Origin of the sequence: Neoaquamicrobium sediminum, assembly GCF_013240295.1 — a bacterium.
Classification (GTDB): Bacteria; Pseudomonadota; Alphaproteobacteria; order Rhizobiales; family Rhizobiaceae; genus Aerobium; species Aerobium sediminum.
Genome location: NZ_JABETK010000001.1, coordinates 520,308 through 535,652 on the forward strand (window position 1 = coordinate 520,308; position 15,345 = coordinate 535,652).

Consider the following 15,345-nt stretch of genomic DNA (forward strand, 5'->3'; position numbering starts at 1 on the left):
CTATCGGCATGTCATTTTCCCTTGATCCGCTTGAACTGGCGGGTCTGCTCGGTAAGCGCGACTTCGGTCGGCAACCTCTCCATCGAAGAGGCTCCATAGAAGCCATGGCAATTGGCGGTGTTCTTCATGATGAAATCCGCGTCTTCGGGCATCGCGACCGGCCCGCCATGGGCAAGCACGATCGCATCCGGATTGACCTTCAGCGCGGCCTCGGCCCAGGCATCGATAAGCCCCGGGCAGTCCTCCAGCTTCAGCGCAGTCTCGGCGCCGATGGAGCCGCCCGTCGTCAGGCCCATATGGCATACGATGATGTCGGCACCCGCCCGCGCCATGGCCGCCGCCTCGTCCTCGTTGAAGACATAGGGCGTCGTCAGCATGTCGAGTGCGCGGGCCTTGGCGATCATGTCGACCTCGAGCCCGTAGGACATGCCGGTCTCTTCCAGATTGGCGCGGAAGGTGCCGTCGATGATACCGACGGTCGGAAAGTTCTGGATGCCGGAAAAGCCGAGGCGCTTCAGCTCCGGCAGGAAGACATCCATCACACGGAATGGATCGGTACCGTTGACGCCGGCCAGCACAGGCGTGTGCTTCACCACCGGCAGCACCTCGCGCGCCATGTCAACGACGATCGCGTTGGAATCGCCATAGGCAAGCAGGCCCGCAAGCGAGCCGCGACCGGCCATGCGGTAGCGCCCGGAATTGTAGATGACGATGAGGTCGATGCCGCCTTCTTCCTCGCACTTGGCCGAAAGTCCCGTGCCGGCGCCGCCACCGATGATCGGCTCGCCTCGCGCGATCATCGCGCGGAATTTTTCCAGGATTTGCTGTCGCGGTATCGCCATGCTGCTACCTAACCTTTGCCCGCCGCTGCGGCCGCCCGCCGCCATGCAGCGTCCGGTAGGCCTTCACGATCTCGGCGGAGAATTCAGGGGCGTTGATGTGATGCGGCAGGCGGATGAGCTGCCGTGTCGAGGTCTGGCGCACCGTGCCTTCCAAAGCCGCGAACAACGCCTCGTCGGCCGCCGGGTCATGGAACGGCTGGCCGGGCGCATCGAGCGCGGAAACACCGCCCTCCGGCAGGAAGAAGCGCACCGGCGCTTCCATCCTGTTCAACCGTTCGCCGATCCAGCGCCCCATGGCCGCGTTCTCCTGCGGGGTGGTTCGCATCAGGGTGATTTCCGGATTGTCCCGGTAGAGGTTGCGACTACGGAAGGCCTCCGGCACCGTCTCGAAAGCGCGGAAGTTCACCATGTCGAGCGCGCCGACCGAGCCGATATAGGGCATGCGCGCGCGAATCATCGCGCCGAAGCGGTCTTCCGTCGCGGGAAAGACACCCCCACCAGCATGTCACAAACCTCGGTGGTGGTGACGTCGATCACGCCTTCGAGCTGGCCGGACTCGACCAGCTTCTCCACCGACTGACCACCGGTGCCAGTGGCGTGAAAGACGAGGCAGTCGTGGTCGCTTTCGAGTTCGGCCGCGATCTGGCGCACGCAAGCGGTGGTCACGCCGAACATGGTAAGCGCGACCGCGGGCCGATCGTCGCGCCCGGACTGCTGCTGCGTATCCCGGCGCGCCCGCACCATGCCGGCAAGCGCGTTGGCGCCGTTGGCCAGCACCTGCCGCGTGATCGAATTGAGGCCCTGAACGTCGGCGACCGAATGCATCATCGTGATGTCGGCCGGGCCGACATAACGCGAGACGTCGCCCGACGCGATGGTGGAGATGATGATCTTGGGCACGCCGACGGGCAACGCTCGCATCGCAGGCGCCACCATCGCCGTGCCGCCCGATCCGCCTGCCGCGATGATGCCGGCAATGCCCGACTGGCGGCGGATCCACCGTTCGAAGGCGAGCGTCATGCCAGCGACGGCCTCGCCACGATCGCTGGAGAAGACGCCGCTTGCCCCGCGCGGATGATAGGCCGCGATCTGATGGGCTGGAATCTCCGCGCCGGAATGACGGCCGGCAGTGGAAAGGTCGGCCATGCGCACTGGCAGCCCGGCTTCGCGAATGAGGTCGCGCATGAAGCGCAGTTCCTCGCCTTTCGTGTCGAGCGTGCCGGCAACGATCACCACCTGCTCACCGGGCGTGGCGAGCGGCCGCAGTTCGGGGAGCCCTCGCGCTGCCGCCGGCCCGGTGGTGCCGCTGACCGTACGTGCCGACTGAATGATCTGGCGGCGAGGCACCGGCCGGGACCATCGTGTCGGCACGACCGGATTGGAAAGGTAGATTTTCTGCGCGGCCGGCTGAACGGGAACTGGAGCGGCCTCGCCTTCCGTGTCCGTCGTGGCCTGGCGTCGTCCGTCATCCTCCGAATGGCGGCCGACGCCCAGCAGCCGCTGCTGCAGATCGCGGTCTGTGGCGAGCTGGGCAGAATCGATCACGCGGTTGATGCGACCGTTGACCATGATGCCGACACGCTCGGCCACCGCCGTCGCCACGCCGATATTCTGCTCGATGACGAGAACGTCGATGCCGTCCTCCTCGCCGATATGCAGCAGGATTTCCTCGACCTGATTGACGATGACCGGCGCGAGGCCCTCCGTCGGCTCGTCCATGACCAGGAGCTTCGGGTTGACCAGCAGTGCGCGCGCGATGGCCAGCATCTGCTGCTCCCCGCCCGAAAGCTGCCCGCCGCCATTGGTCTTACGCTCGGCAAGGCGCGGGAAGGTTGAATAGACACGGTCGATGGTCCAGGCGCCGCTCCTGCCTGCGCCCACCATGCGCAGGTGTTCATCGACCGTGAGCGAACGCCAAAGGCGGCGTCCCTGCGGCACATAGCCGATGCCGAGCTGCGCGATACGCGACGGCGTGAGACCGACCAGTTGCTGCCCGGCGAAGGTGATCGATCCGCTGGACACGGGCACCAGGCCCATGATCGCGTTGCACAGGGTCGTCTTGCCCATGCCGTTGCGGCCGACAACCGAGACCACGCCGCTATCGAGCGTCAGATCCACGCCCTGCAAGGCGTGCGAAGCGCCGTAATAGACGTTGAGCCCGCGTATCTCGAGCGTCGGCTGGCCTATGCGCCGTCTCTCCCCTGGCGTTCAGCCATGGCCTCCTCCGAGGTAGAGTTCCTGCACCTCGGGATCGTTCTCGATCTCGCTCGGCAGGCCTTCCTTGAAGATGCGGCCGTTGTGCATCATCGAAACGCTCTCTGCGACGCGCAGCGCGACGTCCATGTCATGCTCAATGATGATGAAGCCTATATGCCTAGGCAGGCTGGTGAGGATCGCTACAAGGTCGGCTCGCTCGGTCGGTGAAAGGCCGGCAGCAGGCTCGTCGAACAGGATGAAGCGCGGCGCACCGGCGAGCGCCAGCGCGATTTCGAGCTGCCGCTGCTGGCCGTAGGAAAGCTCGGCCACCAGCGTCTCGGCGACATCGCTCAGGTGCACGGCCTCGATGAGCTCGAAAGCCGACTGCATCAGCGCGTCATTGCGGCGTGGGCGCACCAGCGAGAAGCGGCCGCGCGAAACGCCCCGGCAGGCGAGGTAGACATTGTCGAGAACGGTGAGGCCGCCGAACAGCAGCGATATCTGGTAGGTGCGTCGCAACCCGCGGCGGATGCGTTCGTGTGCCGGAAAACGAGTCACGTCCTCGCCGAACAAGCGGATCGTGCCCGATGTGGGCAGGAAATCGCCGGTCACACAGTTGAACAGCGTCGTCTTGCCGGCACCGTTGGACCCCAGCACGCCGCGCCGTTCGCCGGGCTTGACGGTCAGCGTCACATCGGTCAGCGCCGCGAGTGCACCGAACATGCGGGTGACACCGCGCAGTTCCAGCGCATTGCCGCTGCCGGTCGCGTTCAGGAGATCGCCCACGCTGCGCGGTTCCACGGTGCTGGCGGCCGGGCTCATTGCGCGTCTCCGCCACGTGTCAGCGGATCACCTGCCTTGGCGCGGCGAGCGCGCCAGTGCTCCCACAGCCCGAGCACACCATCCGGCGACCAGTAGACGATGGCCAGGAAACCGAGGCCGATCAGCAGCTTGAAACGATCGCCCGAAAGACCGAGCGTCAGCAGGATGTCCGGCGCGAAAGTGCGTAGGACGACGTAGATCAGCGCCCCGATAAACGGGCCGATCGGCCGCTTCATGCCACCGACGACAGCGATGACGAGGATGTCGATGACCGCCGGCAAGCCTGCTGTGCCCGGCGATATCTGCGCGTTCTGCCAGGCCATCAGAATGCCGGCGACGGCGGCGATAGCGCCCGCAAACGTGTAGGCGAAGACGCGGTGCGCGAAAACGTTGAAGCCGAGGGCGGCCATGCGGCGGGGATTGTCGCGAACGCCCTGCAGGGCAAGCCCGAAGGGTGAGCGGGACACGTAGACCACGACGCAATAGGCGATGACCGCGCAGGCCAGCGACAGGTAATAGAATGGCACGGATTGGCGCCAGTTGATGCCGAACAGGTCCGGCGGGACCACGTTGGCAAAGCCGGTATAGCCGTTGAAGATCGTGTAGTTCTGACGCGTGAAATAGAAGAAGGCCGCCGCGATCGCGAGCGTGATCATGATCGTATAGATGCCCTCGGTACGCACCGCCAGCGCACCGATCATGGTGGCGAACGCGGCCGCTATGAAGATCGCTACCGGGATCGCCAGCCACCACGGCCAGTTGAGGCTGATGGTCTGGACGCCGCTGCTGCCGAGTATGGCGATCATGTAGCCGGCAAGGGCTGCGATCGACATCTGCGCGAGGCTGACCATGCCGCCATATCCGCCCAAAAACATCAGGCTGAGCGCGATCATGCCGAGGATGAACCCCCAGCCGAAGATCTGGAACAGGATGAAATCATTGGCAACGACCGGCATGAACAGAAGGATGACGCCGACGACCCACCATGAGACGGGCAACCCCTGGAGCCAGGCCGGCACGTCCGAGGCTTGCCCGGTCCTGGCCGCCCTCCTGCCTCCTTCAACGCTGGTCGGGTCCACTGCGGCCATGGCTCAGCGCCCGAGGAGGCCCTGCGGGCGAAATGCCAGCACGAGCGCCATGATGAGGAAGGTGAGAACGACCGAATAGGTCGGCGCGTAAACCGAGCCGAGCTGTTCGGCGAGGCCGATGAGCAGCGCGCCGAGCGCTGCCCCGAAGATCGATCCCATCCCGCCGACGATAACGACGACGAGCGAGGCAAGCAGGAAACGCATGTCCTCGCCGGCCGCGACCGACTGGAAGGTGCCGCCGACTATGCCTGCCATGCCGGCGAGACCCGCGCCGAAGGCAAAGACCAGCACGAAGACATACTGGATACGCACGCCAGAGGCGGCGAGCATGTCGCGGTCGTCGACACCTGCGCGGATCAGCATGCCGATGCGGGTGCGGTTGAGCGCCAGCCACATCAGCGCGCCGAGCACGATGGAAGCGACAAGAATGGCGATGCGTACTGCCGGGAATCTCAGATAGACGATCTCGCCATCGCCGCGTACGCCCGCGATCAGAGGCAGCGTCGTCGGTCCGCTGAGGAAATCGGGCGACAGTATCTGGTATGAATGGCTCCCCCAACGCCACAGCATCAGGTCCGCCAGCACGATCGAGATGCCGATCGTCACCAGCGTCTGGCGCAGGTCCTCGCCCTCCATCCGCCGGAAAACGACATATTGCAGGACGATGCCGAGCAGCGCCACGATGACGAAGGAAACGACGAAGGCTCCGAGCCACGATCCCGTCGCTTCCGCGAATTCGTAGCCGATATAGCCGCCCAGCAGATAGAGCGAACCATGCGCGAGGTTCACGTTCTTCATCAGGCCGAAGATGAGGGTGAAGCCGCTTGCCACGAGGAAATAGAGCGCGCCCAGCGTGATGCCGTTGAAAAGCGCATTGAGGAAGATCTGCTTGCGCCCGACCACCGCCTCCATGCCGGGCGGCCAGGGTGCCACCACGGCCCAGACGAACGCGGCGACGAGCACGGCAATGATTACCGTCCAGATAGGGTTGCGCTGGACAAAGCCGTTCAACCCGTCCTCCCGGACCGGTCTTCCGACAACGGTCGCACTCGACTGCCGATCATGCCGATACTCTCCTCCCTAGAGCCGCATCGCATCTGTTCGTCGTCAAGCTAAGCGCAAGATGCGCGATCGCGCATACCCGACAGTCTCTTGCTGTCGCCAATCATCGCCAAAACCGACTGCCGTCGACGGAAATGCTTCCGTCAGGCAACGCCGGCGAAATGAACGACGCGCCGATAGTCGCTCGGCGCGATGCCGGCATTGGCGATGAAAAAGCGCGTGAAACTCGCCTGAGAGGAGAAGCCGAGATCGAGACCTATATCGGTCACGGCGTCGTGCGAGGTTGTCAGACGCTGAAGCGCGCTCTCCATGCGCAGGGTGTTCAGGTAGATATTGGGTGTGATGCCCACCTGCTGGCGGAAGAGCTTGTAGAAGTGCGGCCGCGACAGGCCGGAGTCCTTGGCGATTTCGTCGAGGACGATGCGCTCGCTGACGCGATGCTGCATGAGCTTGACCGAGTTGCGCACGCGGAAGTCCCGCACGGGCGGCGCGCAGCGGGTGAAGGTCGCGCCTTCCGCGACCCACTGCCACGACTGGTCGAAGCAGGCCTGCGTCAGCTCGTAGAGATAGCCGGCGACGAAGCTGTCGTCCGCATCCTCAAGCATGGCGGACGATACCTGCAGCGACAGGCGGCAGATCTGTTCCGTCACATCGATCGGGCTGCGCCCGAAGCGCAGCGCGGCATTGGCCTGGCGGCTCGCCTCGAGAAACCAGAACGGCTTTATGTACAGAGTGAGAAAGAGCGACGGCTCATCATGATCCAGCGACATGTAGTTGTGCGGCTGCCATGGGCTGATTGCTACAGCCTGCCCGCCGGACAGTGGATAGACGTCTTCATCGATCCTGATGGACGCGGCGGGGCCCTGGATGTGAAAGATCAGATGGCCTTCCCTGTGTGCATGCAGGGCCAGCGAACGATCAAGATTGTACAGCGCCACGCGACCAAATGGCCCGTGATGCACTGCCAACGCGGTGCTCATGCTCCTCCCTTTCCGCAATTTTTCGGGATGCGGATTTTTTCTTTCACTGTAATCCAGCCTGCGGCCGAGTCCAGCCCCCATGACGCAACGTCAGAAAGACGGCTCATAATGCGGCCTGCAGCATGGAAAGATAGTCGTGTGCGCCGGCATGGCGGGGGTTCGTACGGTTGGCGTAATCCGCGGCTGCCAATGTCGCGGCGCGCGCGGCAGGTCACCGCCAATCACGCCGATGTCGCCGAGACGCGCCGGCAGCGCGATGCGCTCGCGCAGCCGCATGATGGCGTCCGCAAGGCTGGCACGGGCCGGAAGCCGGAACTCGCGCTTGATGTCCTCGTAGCGGTCGGCCACGGCCGGTGCGTTGAACTCCAGCACCAGCGGAAGAAGCACAGCATTGGTGGCGCCATGATCGAGCGTACCGGACACGACGCCGCTCAGCGCGTGGCTCATCGCATGAACGCCACCGAGCCCCTTCTGGTTGGCCAGCGCCCCATTGAGCGCCGCCGCCATCATCTCGCGGCGGGCGTTGAGATCGCTACCGTCGGCGACGGCGCGCTCCAGATGGGCAATCGCCCGGCGTAGTCCGTCCCGTGCGATGCCATCTGCCGGTGGGTTGTACGCGGTGGAAATATAGGTCTCGAGGCAGTGGGTCAGAGCGTCCATGCCGGCAGCGGCCGTATCGCCGGCAGGCAAATCAAGCGTCAGCGTCGGATCGCATATCACTACACGCGGCGTCAGGAACTGGCTAACAAACGAAACATTGGAACCGTCGCGAAGGGAAACGACAGCGATGCCGACAGTCTCCGCACACGAACCCGCGATTGTCGGGATGGCGATCATCGGGGAATTACATCGAGGATGCGCGGCCTGCCGCCTTCGGTGCCCGCGTAATTGCGCAAGGCGCCATCATGGCTCACGCGCAGCGCGACGGCCTTCGTCAGGTTGAAAGCGGCCGCCCCGCCGAACGCAATCAGGCCATCCGCCTCGCAATCGAGGTAAAGGTTCGCGGCCTCGGCACAGGCCTCTTCCGTTGCCCGGCAGCATCCGCTTTCGTAGACAGTTGGGGAAACCGGCCGCGGCACGGCTGCGAGCAGCCGATCCAGCACATTGCGCCGCGAGGTGCCATTGTCTGAAACGATCATCAGCCGACACAGACCGAGCCGCTCCAGTTCGGCCTCGAGCGCGTCCTCCAGGACGTTCTCCGCGAAATGAATCTTGGTCACGTAGCTGATGAGCGACATGGCAACGCGCTCCGCCGGGCGACGGCGCGATGAGTGTCGTCCGCCCTGCCGAATGAATCTGTCCGAAGAGAGCCGACGGGCAGGGATCGAACCCTGCCCGTCCGCATTCGCGTTACGGATTCAACGCCGCGCAATCCGGCGTATCGCGGGAAGGAAGGCCGATAGCATCGAACTCCTCCTTGGTCATGCCGAGCTTCTGGTCGACATTGTCGACCTTGGCCTTGAACGTGTTGTAGAGTTCGCCGTCGTCGCCTTCGACCACTTCGGTGATGAACACCGAGCCGATAGCCTGACGATTCTCGTCGAGCTTTATGTGGCCGTTCGGCGTATCCATCTCCACCGCCGAAAGGGCGGCGTGGAAGTTTGCCTGGTCATCGTCGAGTTCGCCGTCGATCGCCTCAAGCGCCATCAGCGCACCTATGGTCGAGTTGTAGTAGTTGGTGGCAAACAGCGACGGCGTGGGCAGCCCGTCCGGGAACGCTTCCTGATAGGCCTTCACATAAGCCTGCCAGTTCTCGTCCTGCCAGTCGTCCGCCTGAACGCCGGAGCTCGGCGTGCCGATCAGCGCTTCCTTGGCGCGCCCGCGCGCGGTCAGAACCGTCTGGTCGACCATGATCGTGCCACCGATGATGTTGGTATCGCCGCCGGCCTGCTCGTACTGGTTCAGGAAGTTGATGGCGTCCGTGCCGCCGACACCGAGATAGATGGCATCGACGTCATAGGGCAGAGCCGCGATGATCGACGCGAAGTCGCCACTGCCCAGCGGCAGCCAGAAGCGCTCCACGATCTCGCCGCCGGCCTTACAGAAGTCGACCGCAAAGCCCATGAAGTTGGTGTAGCCGAACGAATAGTCGGCGGCGATGGTGGCGACCTTCTTCCAGCCCTTTTCGTTGACGACATAACTGCCAAGGCCATAGCCCCACTGCGCGCCATCCGGATGGAAGCGGAAGAAATTCGGCGCCGGATCGACATAGGTCGTTTCAAGCGCGCCCGACGCGGCATTGATGATCGTCTTGCCGGGGATGGTCTTTGCGTAGTCGCGCAGCGCCAGGCCTTCGGAGCCCGACAACGGCCCGATGATGAAATCCACCTGGTCCTGCTCGATGAGCTTTCGGGCCTCGCGCACCGCGCGATCAGGCGTAGCGTCGGTCGGGCCGAGCACCCATTCGATCTTCTTGCCGTTGATCTCGCCGTTGAACTTCTTCAGCGCGAGCTCGAAACCACGGATGCCGTCATTGCCGGGCTCGGTGAAGACGCCTTCCTGCGGCGCCATCAGACCAATCTTGATCGTGTCGTCCTGTGCCAATGCCGCGGCGGGCGCGAGGATCGCGAGCGCTGCGACAGTACTGATGAGTTTCAGTTTCATGCTTTCGGTCCTCCCTTGCGGGCCAGCGCGGTATTCCTCCCGGTACGTCTGTTGCGCGGCCGTGCTGTGACAGCACCACGTTAGGCAACACGCGACCGCGCGCGCTGATCCCCCGTGTTCCGACTTATATCCGAGCGTCTGATTTTTGGCCGTCGTAAGACCGCGGCGAGACCTCGATCTCTCATGGCGCTGTAACGCAAGCGGTTATTAAGCCTTTTTCTTCATAACGCGAAAATGAATTGTCGCTATATTTGGAAGCGACTATCCTGTTCTCGGCATAAACGGGGCTTAGGGCAGAAATGAAACTGATTGCAGGTATCGCACTCGCGTCGGCTATCGTTATCGGCGCGCCACTAACGGCAGAAGCAGCGACGATCGTCGCCAAGGTCGACATCTCGACCCAGACCATGACGGTGATGCATGGCGGTAAGGTCAAATATCGCTGGAAGGTTTCGACGGCCCGCGCGGGCAAGGTGACCCCGTCGGGAACCTGGTCCGCCAAATGGCTTTCCAAGAACCATCGGTCCAGCCGCTACAACAACGCGCCGATGCCGTACTCTATCTTCTACAACGGCAATTACGCCGTGCACGGCACCGATCAGATCAGCCGGCTCGGCCGACCCGCATCGTCAGGCTGCATCCGCCTGCATCCGGAAAATGCCAGGGTTCTGTTCGAGATGACGCGGCGCGAAGGCCTGAAGAACACGCGTATCGTCGTGCAGCGCTGACGCCGCCTACTCCGCGCCGGCGATCTTCTCGGGATCGAAGTCGGGCTGGCTGGCCTCTTCGGTCGGCTGGCTCGGAAAGCCTTCCGGCCCTGACACGTCCTTGACGTCGCGCGCAATCTCCAGCGGGCTCGACGCGTAGGCAGCCGTCAGCGACGCAACCGATGTCAGCGCGTGCGTGTGAATTCGCTCATAGCCGTGAGAGGCATCGATGCCGAACGCAATCAGCGCGGTGCGCACGTCATGGCCCGCCTCGATGGCCGAGGCTGAATCCGACCGATAATAGCGGAACACGTCCTTCTGGAACGGGATGTCCTCCTCGCGGCATAGATCGACCAGCTTCTTCGTCAGGTGATAGTCGAAGGGACCGGCCTGATCGGCCATGGCGATCGTGACGCCGAACTCGGATGAATTCTGGCCGGGGGCTGTCGTGCCGTTATCGATCGTCACCATCGATGCTATCTCCGAGGTAACGATAGCGGCAGCGCCCACACCCACCTCTTCAGCGATGGTGAAGAGGAAATGCACGTCAACGGGCGTCGTGACGTTTTCCCGTTCCAGCGACTCCAGTGCCGCCAGCGCGATGGCGACGCCGGCCTTGTCATCCAGATGGCGCGAATTGATGAAGCCGTTGTCGAGGAACTCCGCACCGGTGTCGAAGGCGACGAAATCGCCAACATCGATGCCCATCGCGCGCGTCTCGGCGCGCGACTGCGTCACCGCATCGATGCGCAGCTCTACATTGGGCCAGCCGATTGGCAGCGTATCGACATCGTCGTTGAATGTGTGACCGGACGCCTTCAGCGGCAAAACGGTTCCACGGAAACTGCCCTGCTCGCTGTAGAGCGTCACGCGACCGCCTTCTGCGAAACGCGCCGACCAGTGACCGATCGGCACCAGTTCCAGCCGGCCGTTGTCCTTCACAAGCTTGACCTGCGCGCCAAGCGTGTCGAGGTGGGCGACGATGGCGCGGGCGCCCTTGCGCCGGCTTCCCTGACGCACCGCGCGGATAGCGCCGCGCCGGGTCAGTTCCGGTTTAAGACCAAGGCGCTCAAGTTCCTGCGAGCAGTAGTGGACGACCTGATCCGTGTAGCCGGTGGGGCTGTCGATCTCCAGAAGCGCCTTGAGTTGCGCTAGCAGATAAGCTTCGTCGATTGCCATTAGAGCTTGCCGAGTGCCTGTGCAGCAGCCCTGTGTCCCGAGAGAGGGAACAGCAGATCGAGGAAGCGCTCCGCCGTCGGCTGCGGTTCGTGGTTGGCAAGTCCAGGCCGCTCGTTCGCCTCGATGAAGACGTAGTCCGGATCGCTGGGCGAACGCACCATGAAATCGATACCCACGACAGGGATGTCGATTGCGCGCGCGGCCACCACCGCCGCCTCGACCAGGCGCGGATGAACGATGCCGGTGACGTCGTGGATGGAGCCGCCCGTATGCAGATTCGCCGTTTTCCTCACGACTATATCCTCGCCTTTCTTTGGCACGGAGTCCAGTGTGAGGCCCGCAGCGGCAAGGCAGCGTTCCGTCTCCGCGTCGACCGGGATGCGGCTTTCGCCGCCGGTGGCGGCGGCGCGGCGGCGCGACTGGCTTTCGATCAGGCTGCGTATCTTTTGCCTTCCATCGCCCACAATGCGTGGCGGACGGCGCACCGCTGCCGCGACCAATTTGAAGTCGATGACGACAAGCCTCAGATCCTCGCCCGCAAAGCAGGCCTCGACGAGAACGCGGTCGCAAATCTCGCGGGCGGCTGCGATGGCACGCTCGATATCTTCCAGCGTTTCGAGCCCGACTGCGACGCCCCTGCCCTGCTCCCCACGCGCCGGTTTCACCACAACGCTGCCGTGCTTCTTGAGAAAGGCCTTCAGCGCCTTGGCGTCATCCTCTGCGACCATCTGCTCCGGAACCACGAGGCCTGCATTCTCGACCACGCGGCCGGTGACGGCCTTGTCGTCGCAGATGGACATAGCAACGCCCGAGGTCAGCTCGGAAAGGCTCTCGCGGCAATGGACCGACCGTCCGCCTTGAGAGAGGCGAAAAAAACCGCCCTCGGCATCGGTGATCTCCACATGAACGCCCCGACGCCGAGCCTCGTCAACGATCAGTCGGGCGTAAGGATTGAGCGCGTCATATTCGGCGAGCGGGCTCGAATAGAGTTTCTCGTTTATGGGGTTCTTGCGTTTGACCGCGAAGACGGGCACGCGCCGGAAGCCGAGCTTCTCGTAAAGCGCGATCGCCTGGTCGTTGTCGTGCAGCACGGACAGGTCCATATAGGCCGCGCCGCGCGCCGAGAAATGCTCGGCCAGCCGGCGAACGAGCATCTCTCCGATGCCCGGGTGACGCGCCTGCGGGTCGACGGCCAGACACCAGAGCGACGAACCGTTTTCCGGATCGGAAAATGCACGGCCATGATCGATGCCGGTCACCGTGCCGATGATCTCTCCGGATGCTTCGTCCTCGGCGACGAAATAGGTGATGGCGCGATTATCGCGGTTCGACCAGAAGAAATCGGGCCGCACCGGCACCATGCCGCGCGCGGCATAAATGCGGTTCACGGCGCGGGCGTCGGATTCGGAGGAAAGTCGCCGCACGAAGAAGCCGCGCGGTTGGCGCCTGCTCGACCGGTAGGTCGCAAGTTCGAGGCGGAACGTGTGCGACGGGTCGAGAAAGACTTCCTGCGGTGCCGCCGCGAGCAGCACATGCGGGTCCCGGACATAAAGGCAATGTCGCGCCGCTCCGGTCCTTCCTTGCGCATCGCCTCGATCAGGTCTTCGGGCTCCCCGAATGTCTGGGCGAACAGAAGCCTGCCCCAACCGCAATCGACCGAGGCGTTTTCCTCCCGCGCCTCGGTCTCAGCATCCGAAAGCCCCATCGGGGGTTTCATCGATTCGGCTCGCAGCCGCTTGAGCCGGTGCGCAAGCGCCTTGTCCGACCGACTGCGCGGCTGTCGATCGTCGCCCCCGGGGTTCTTGGCCATTCCACTATACCCCATGGGTCTGCATCCAGAGTTCGAGAAGGCCGACCTGCCAGAGCTCGGACCCCTGAAGCGGCGTGATGTGGTCCGACGGGTTGGCAAACAGCGTTTCCAGATAGTCCTCACGGAAAATCCCCCGCTCTTTCGCTACCCGCGACGTGAGGGCATCCCGCACCATGTCGAGATAGGGGCCATCGACATATTTGAGCTGCGGAACCGGGAAATAGCCCTTCTTGCGGTCGATCACCTCGTGCGGAACAACCAGGCGCGCGGCATCCTTGAGCACGCCCTTGCCGTTCTCGCGCAGCTTTTCCTCGGGCGGAATCTTGGCAGCCAGTTCAACCAGTTCATGGTCGAGGAACGGAACTCGGGCTTCCAGTCCCCAAGCCATCGTCATGTTGTCGACGCGCTTGACCGGATCGTCGACCAGCATGACCTGACTGTCGAGCCGAAGCGCGGCATCCACGGGCGTATCCGCACCGCCTCGCAGCAGATGTTCGGACACGAGTTGCCGGCTGGCATCCTCGTCGACGAGCCAATCCGGATTCACGTGGCGCGACATCGTCTCGTGCGAGCGGTCGAAGAACACGCGTGCATAGTCCCCGACGACATCGTTGGATGCGGCCAGCGGCGGATACCAGTGATAACCGCCGAAGACTTCGTCGGCGCCCTGCCCCGACTGAACCACCTTGATGTGCTTCGACACCTCTTGCGACAGCAGGTAGAAGCCGACATTGTCATAGGAGACCATCGGCTCCGACATGGCGGCAAACACGCCCGGAAGCGCCTCCATCAGGCGCTCGGACGGCACGAAAATCTTGTGATGGTCGGTTTCGAAGTGCTTGGCGATCAGATCGGAATAGACGAACTCGTCGCCCTTCTCGCCATTGGCTTCCTCGAAGCCCACGAAAAAAGGTCATCAAGCCATGCTGACCCTGCTCGGCCAGCAGGCCGACAATCATGCTCGAATCGACGCCGCCCGAAAGCAGCACGCCGACCGGAACGTCAGCGACCATGCGGCGCTTCACCGCCGTACGCAGCGAATCCAGAACAAGGTCACGCCAGTCCTGTGACGACAGGCCCGACATCGACGGATCGCGCTCGTGGGGCGGCGACCAGTAGACGGTGTCGGTTTTGCGTCGGTCGGGCTCGATCACGCGGATCGTGGCCGGCGGCAGCTTGCGCACGCCGTTGATGATCGTGCGCGGCGGCGGCACGACGGCGTGGAAGGAGAGGTAGTGGTGCAGCGCGTGACGGTCGATCGAGGTGTCGACTTCGCCGCCTTTCAAAAGCGCCGGCAGCGAAGAGGCAAAACGCACCGAATGCGGCGTTTCGGCCAGGTAGAGCGGCTTGATCCCGAAGCGGTCCCGGGCCATCACCACACGACCGCTGTCGCGTTCGTGGATCACGAAGGCAAACATGCCGTGGAAACGGTTCACGCACTCCTTGCCCCATGCATGCCACGCCTTGAGGATGACCTCGGTGTCGCCGTGGGAGAAAAAGCGGTAGCCCTTCTGCTCCAGTTCCTGGCGAAGCTCCGGATAATTATAGATGCATCCGTTGAAGGCGATGGTCAGGCCAAGCTCGGCATCGACCATCGGCTGGCGGGCCTTTTCGGTCAGGTCGATGATCTTCAGCCGGCGGTGTGCAAGGGCTGCATTGCCATGCATCACGAGGCCGCTTCCATCCGGTCCACGTGGTGCCAGCGCCTCCATCATCCTGGTCTGGGCGAGTGTCGATGGCTGGGCGCCGTCGAAGCGTACTTCTCCGCAAATTCCACACACGGTTGGGGCAAAACCTCCGTTTGTCGTTTCCACACAGCGGTTTCACCGGGCAAGCCGAAACCGGCCCTCATCCGTGACCCGCTTGTTCGCCAACGTGACGTTGCGGATATGGTTCCAATAAAATTTCAAATGGTTGCGCGAGATCAACGCGCCGGATCCGAATCGGCTCAAAAGCCGCCGGATCCGGAATCGGCTCAAAAGCCCATGAAACGTCGCTTTCGCGGCGTGGCAATTTGCCCGACCGGGCGACATGGACGCATCTGGCCGCAACGAC

The 15,345-nt window shown here is 63.5% G+C and carries 10 protein-coding genes and 3 pseudogenes; 1 reads left to right on the top strand and 12 read right to left on the bottom strand.

From position 1 onward, the window contains the following. Nucleotides 1–11: 11 nt before the first annotated feature. From HK436_RS02490 to HK436_RS02530, 9 genes and pseudogenes are all read right to left on the bottom strand, one after another. The gene (locus HK436_RS02490) at nt 12–842 is read right to left on the bottom strand and encodes a phosphoenolpyruvate hydrolase family protein (RefSeq protein ID WP_173187077.1); all 831 of its coding nucleotides are present in this window, start codon (nt 840–842) and stop codon (nt 12–14) included. 4 nt (nt 843–846) lie between these two features. Beyond that, nucleotides 847–3,029, bottom strand: a pseudogene (locus HK436_RS02495) (ABC transporter permease). Nucleotides 3,030–3,050: 21 nt separating this feature from the next. Beyond that, complete coding sequence (locus HK436_RS02500; RefSeq protein WP_173187079.1) at nt 3,051–3,860, bottom strand: ABC transporter ATP-binding protein; 810 nt, start codon at nt 3,858–3,860, stop codon at nt 3,051–3,053. Beyond that, nucleotides 3,857–4,948, bottom strand: a complete 1,092-nt coding sequence (locus tag HK436_RS02505; protein WP_173187081.1) for a branched-chain amino acid ABC transporter permease — start codon at nt 4,946–4,948, stop codon at nt 3,857–3,859. The genes HK436_RS02500 and HK436_RS02505 overlap by 4 nt, the downstream gene beginning before the upstream one ends. A 3-nt stretch (nt 4,949–4,951) precedes the next feature. Beyond that, nucleotides 4,952–5,959, bottom strand: a complete 1,008-nt coding sequence (locus HK436_RS02510; protein ID WP_173187083.1) for a branched-chain amino acid ABC transporter permease — start codon at nt 5,957–5,959, stop codon at nt 4,952–4,954. Nucleotides 5,960–6,153: 194 nt separating this feature from the next. Then, complete coding sequence (locus HK436_RS02515; protein WP_173187085.1) at nt 6,154–6,990, bottom strand: AraC family transcriptional regulator; 837 nt, start codon at nt 6,988–6,990, stop codon at nt 6,154–6,156. A 90-nt stretch (nt 6,991–7,080) separates the two neighbouring features. Then, nucleotides 7,081–7,827 carry an iron-containing alcohol dehydrogenase gene (locus tag HK436_RS02520; RefSeq protein ID WP_173187087.1) on the bottom strand — a complete coding sequence of 249 codons (747 nt, stop codon included), beginning with the start codon at nt 7,825–7,827 and terminating at the stop codon, nt 7,081–7,083. Then, nucleotides 7,824–8,228 (bottom strand): iron-containing alcohol dehydrogenase, encoded by a 405-nt coding sequence (locus tag HK436_RS32230; protein WP_173187089.1) that lies wholly within the window; start codon nt 8,226–8,228, stop codon nt 7,824–7,826. The genes HK436_RS02520 and HK436_RS32230 overlap by 4 nt, the downstream gene beginning before the upstream one ends. A 112-nt stretch (nt 8,229–8,340) precedes the next feature. Further along, complete coding sequence (locus HK436_RS02530; protein ID WP_173187091.1) at nt 8,341–9,594, bottom strand: ABC transporter substrate-binding protein; 1,254 nt, start codon at nt 9,592–9,594, stop codon at nt 8,341–8,343. A gap of 299 nt (nt 9,595–9,893) precedes the next feature. Here HK436_RS02530 and HK436_RS02535 point away from each other — a divergent pair, with 299 nt between their 5' ends. After that, nucleotides 9,894–10,322, top strand: coding sequence for a L,D-transpeptidase (locus HK436_RS02535; protein ID WP_173187093.1), 429 nt, complete (start codon nt 9,894–9,896; stop codon nt 10,320–10,322). Nucleotides 10,323–10,328: 6 nt separating this feature from the next. Here the strand turns inward: HK436_RS02535 and HK436_RS02540 are convergent, their stop codons facing one another. From HK436_RS02540 to HK436_RS02550, 3 genes and pseudogenes are all read right to left on the bottom strand, one after another. After that, on the bottom strand, nt 10,329–11,480 hold the full coding sequence (locus HK436_RS02540; RefSeq protein ID WP_173187095.1) for an osmoprotectant NAGGN system M42 family peptidase: 1,152 nt from the start codon (nt 11,478–11,480) through the stop codon (nt 10,329–10,331). Beyond that, nucleotides 11,480–13,290: pseudogene (gene ngg, locus HK436_RS02545) on the bottom strand (N-acetylglutaminylglutamine synthetase). The gene HK436_RS02540 and the pseudogene ngg overlap by 1 nt, the downstream one beginning before the upstream one ends. A 4-nt stretch (nt 13,291–13,294) precedes the next feature. Further along, nucleotides 13,295–15,071, bottom strand: a pseudogene (locus HK436_RS02550) (N-acetylglutaminylglutamine amidotransferase). Nucleotides 15,072–15,345 lie beyond the last annotated feature (274 nt).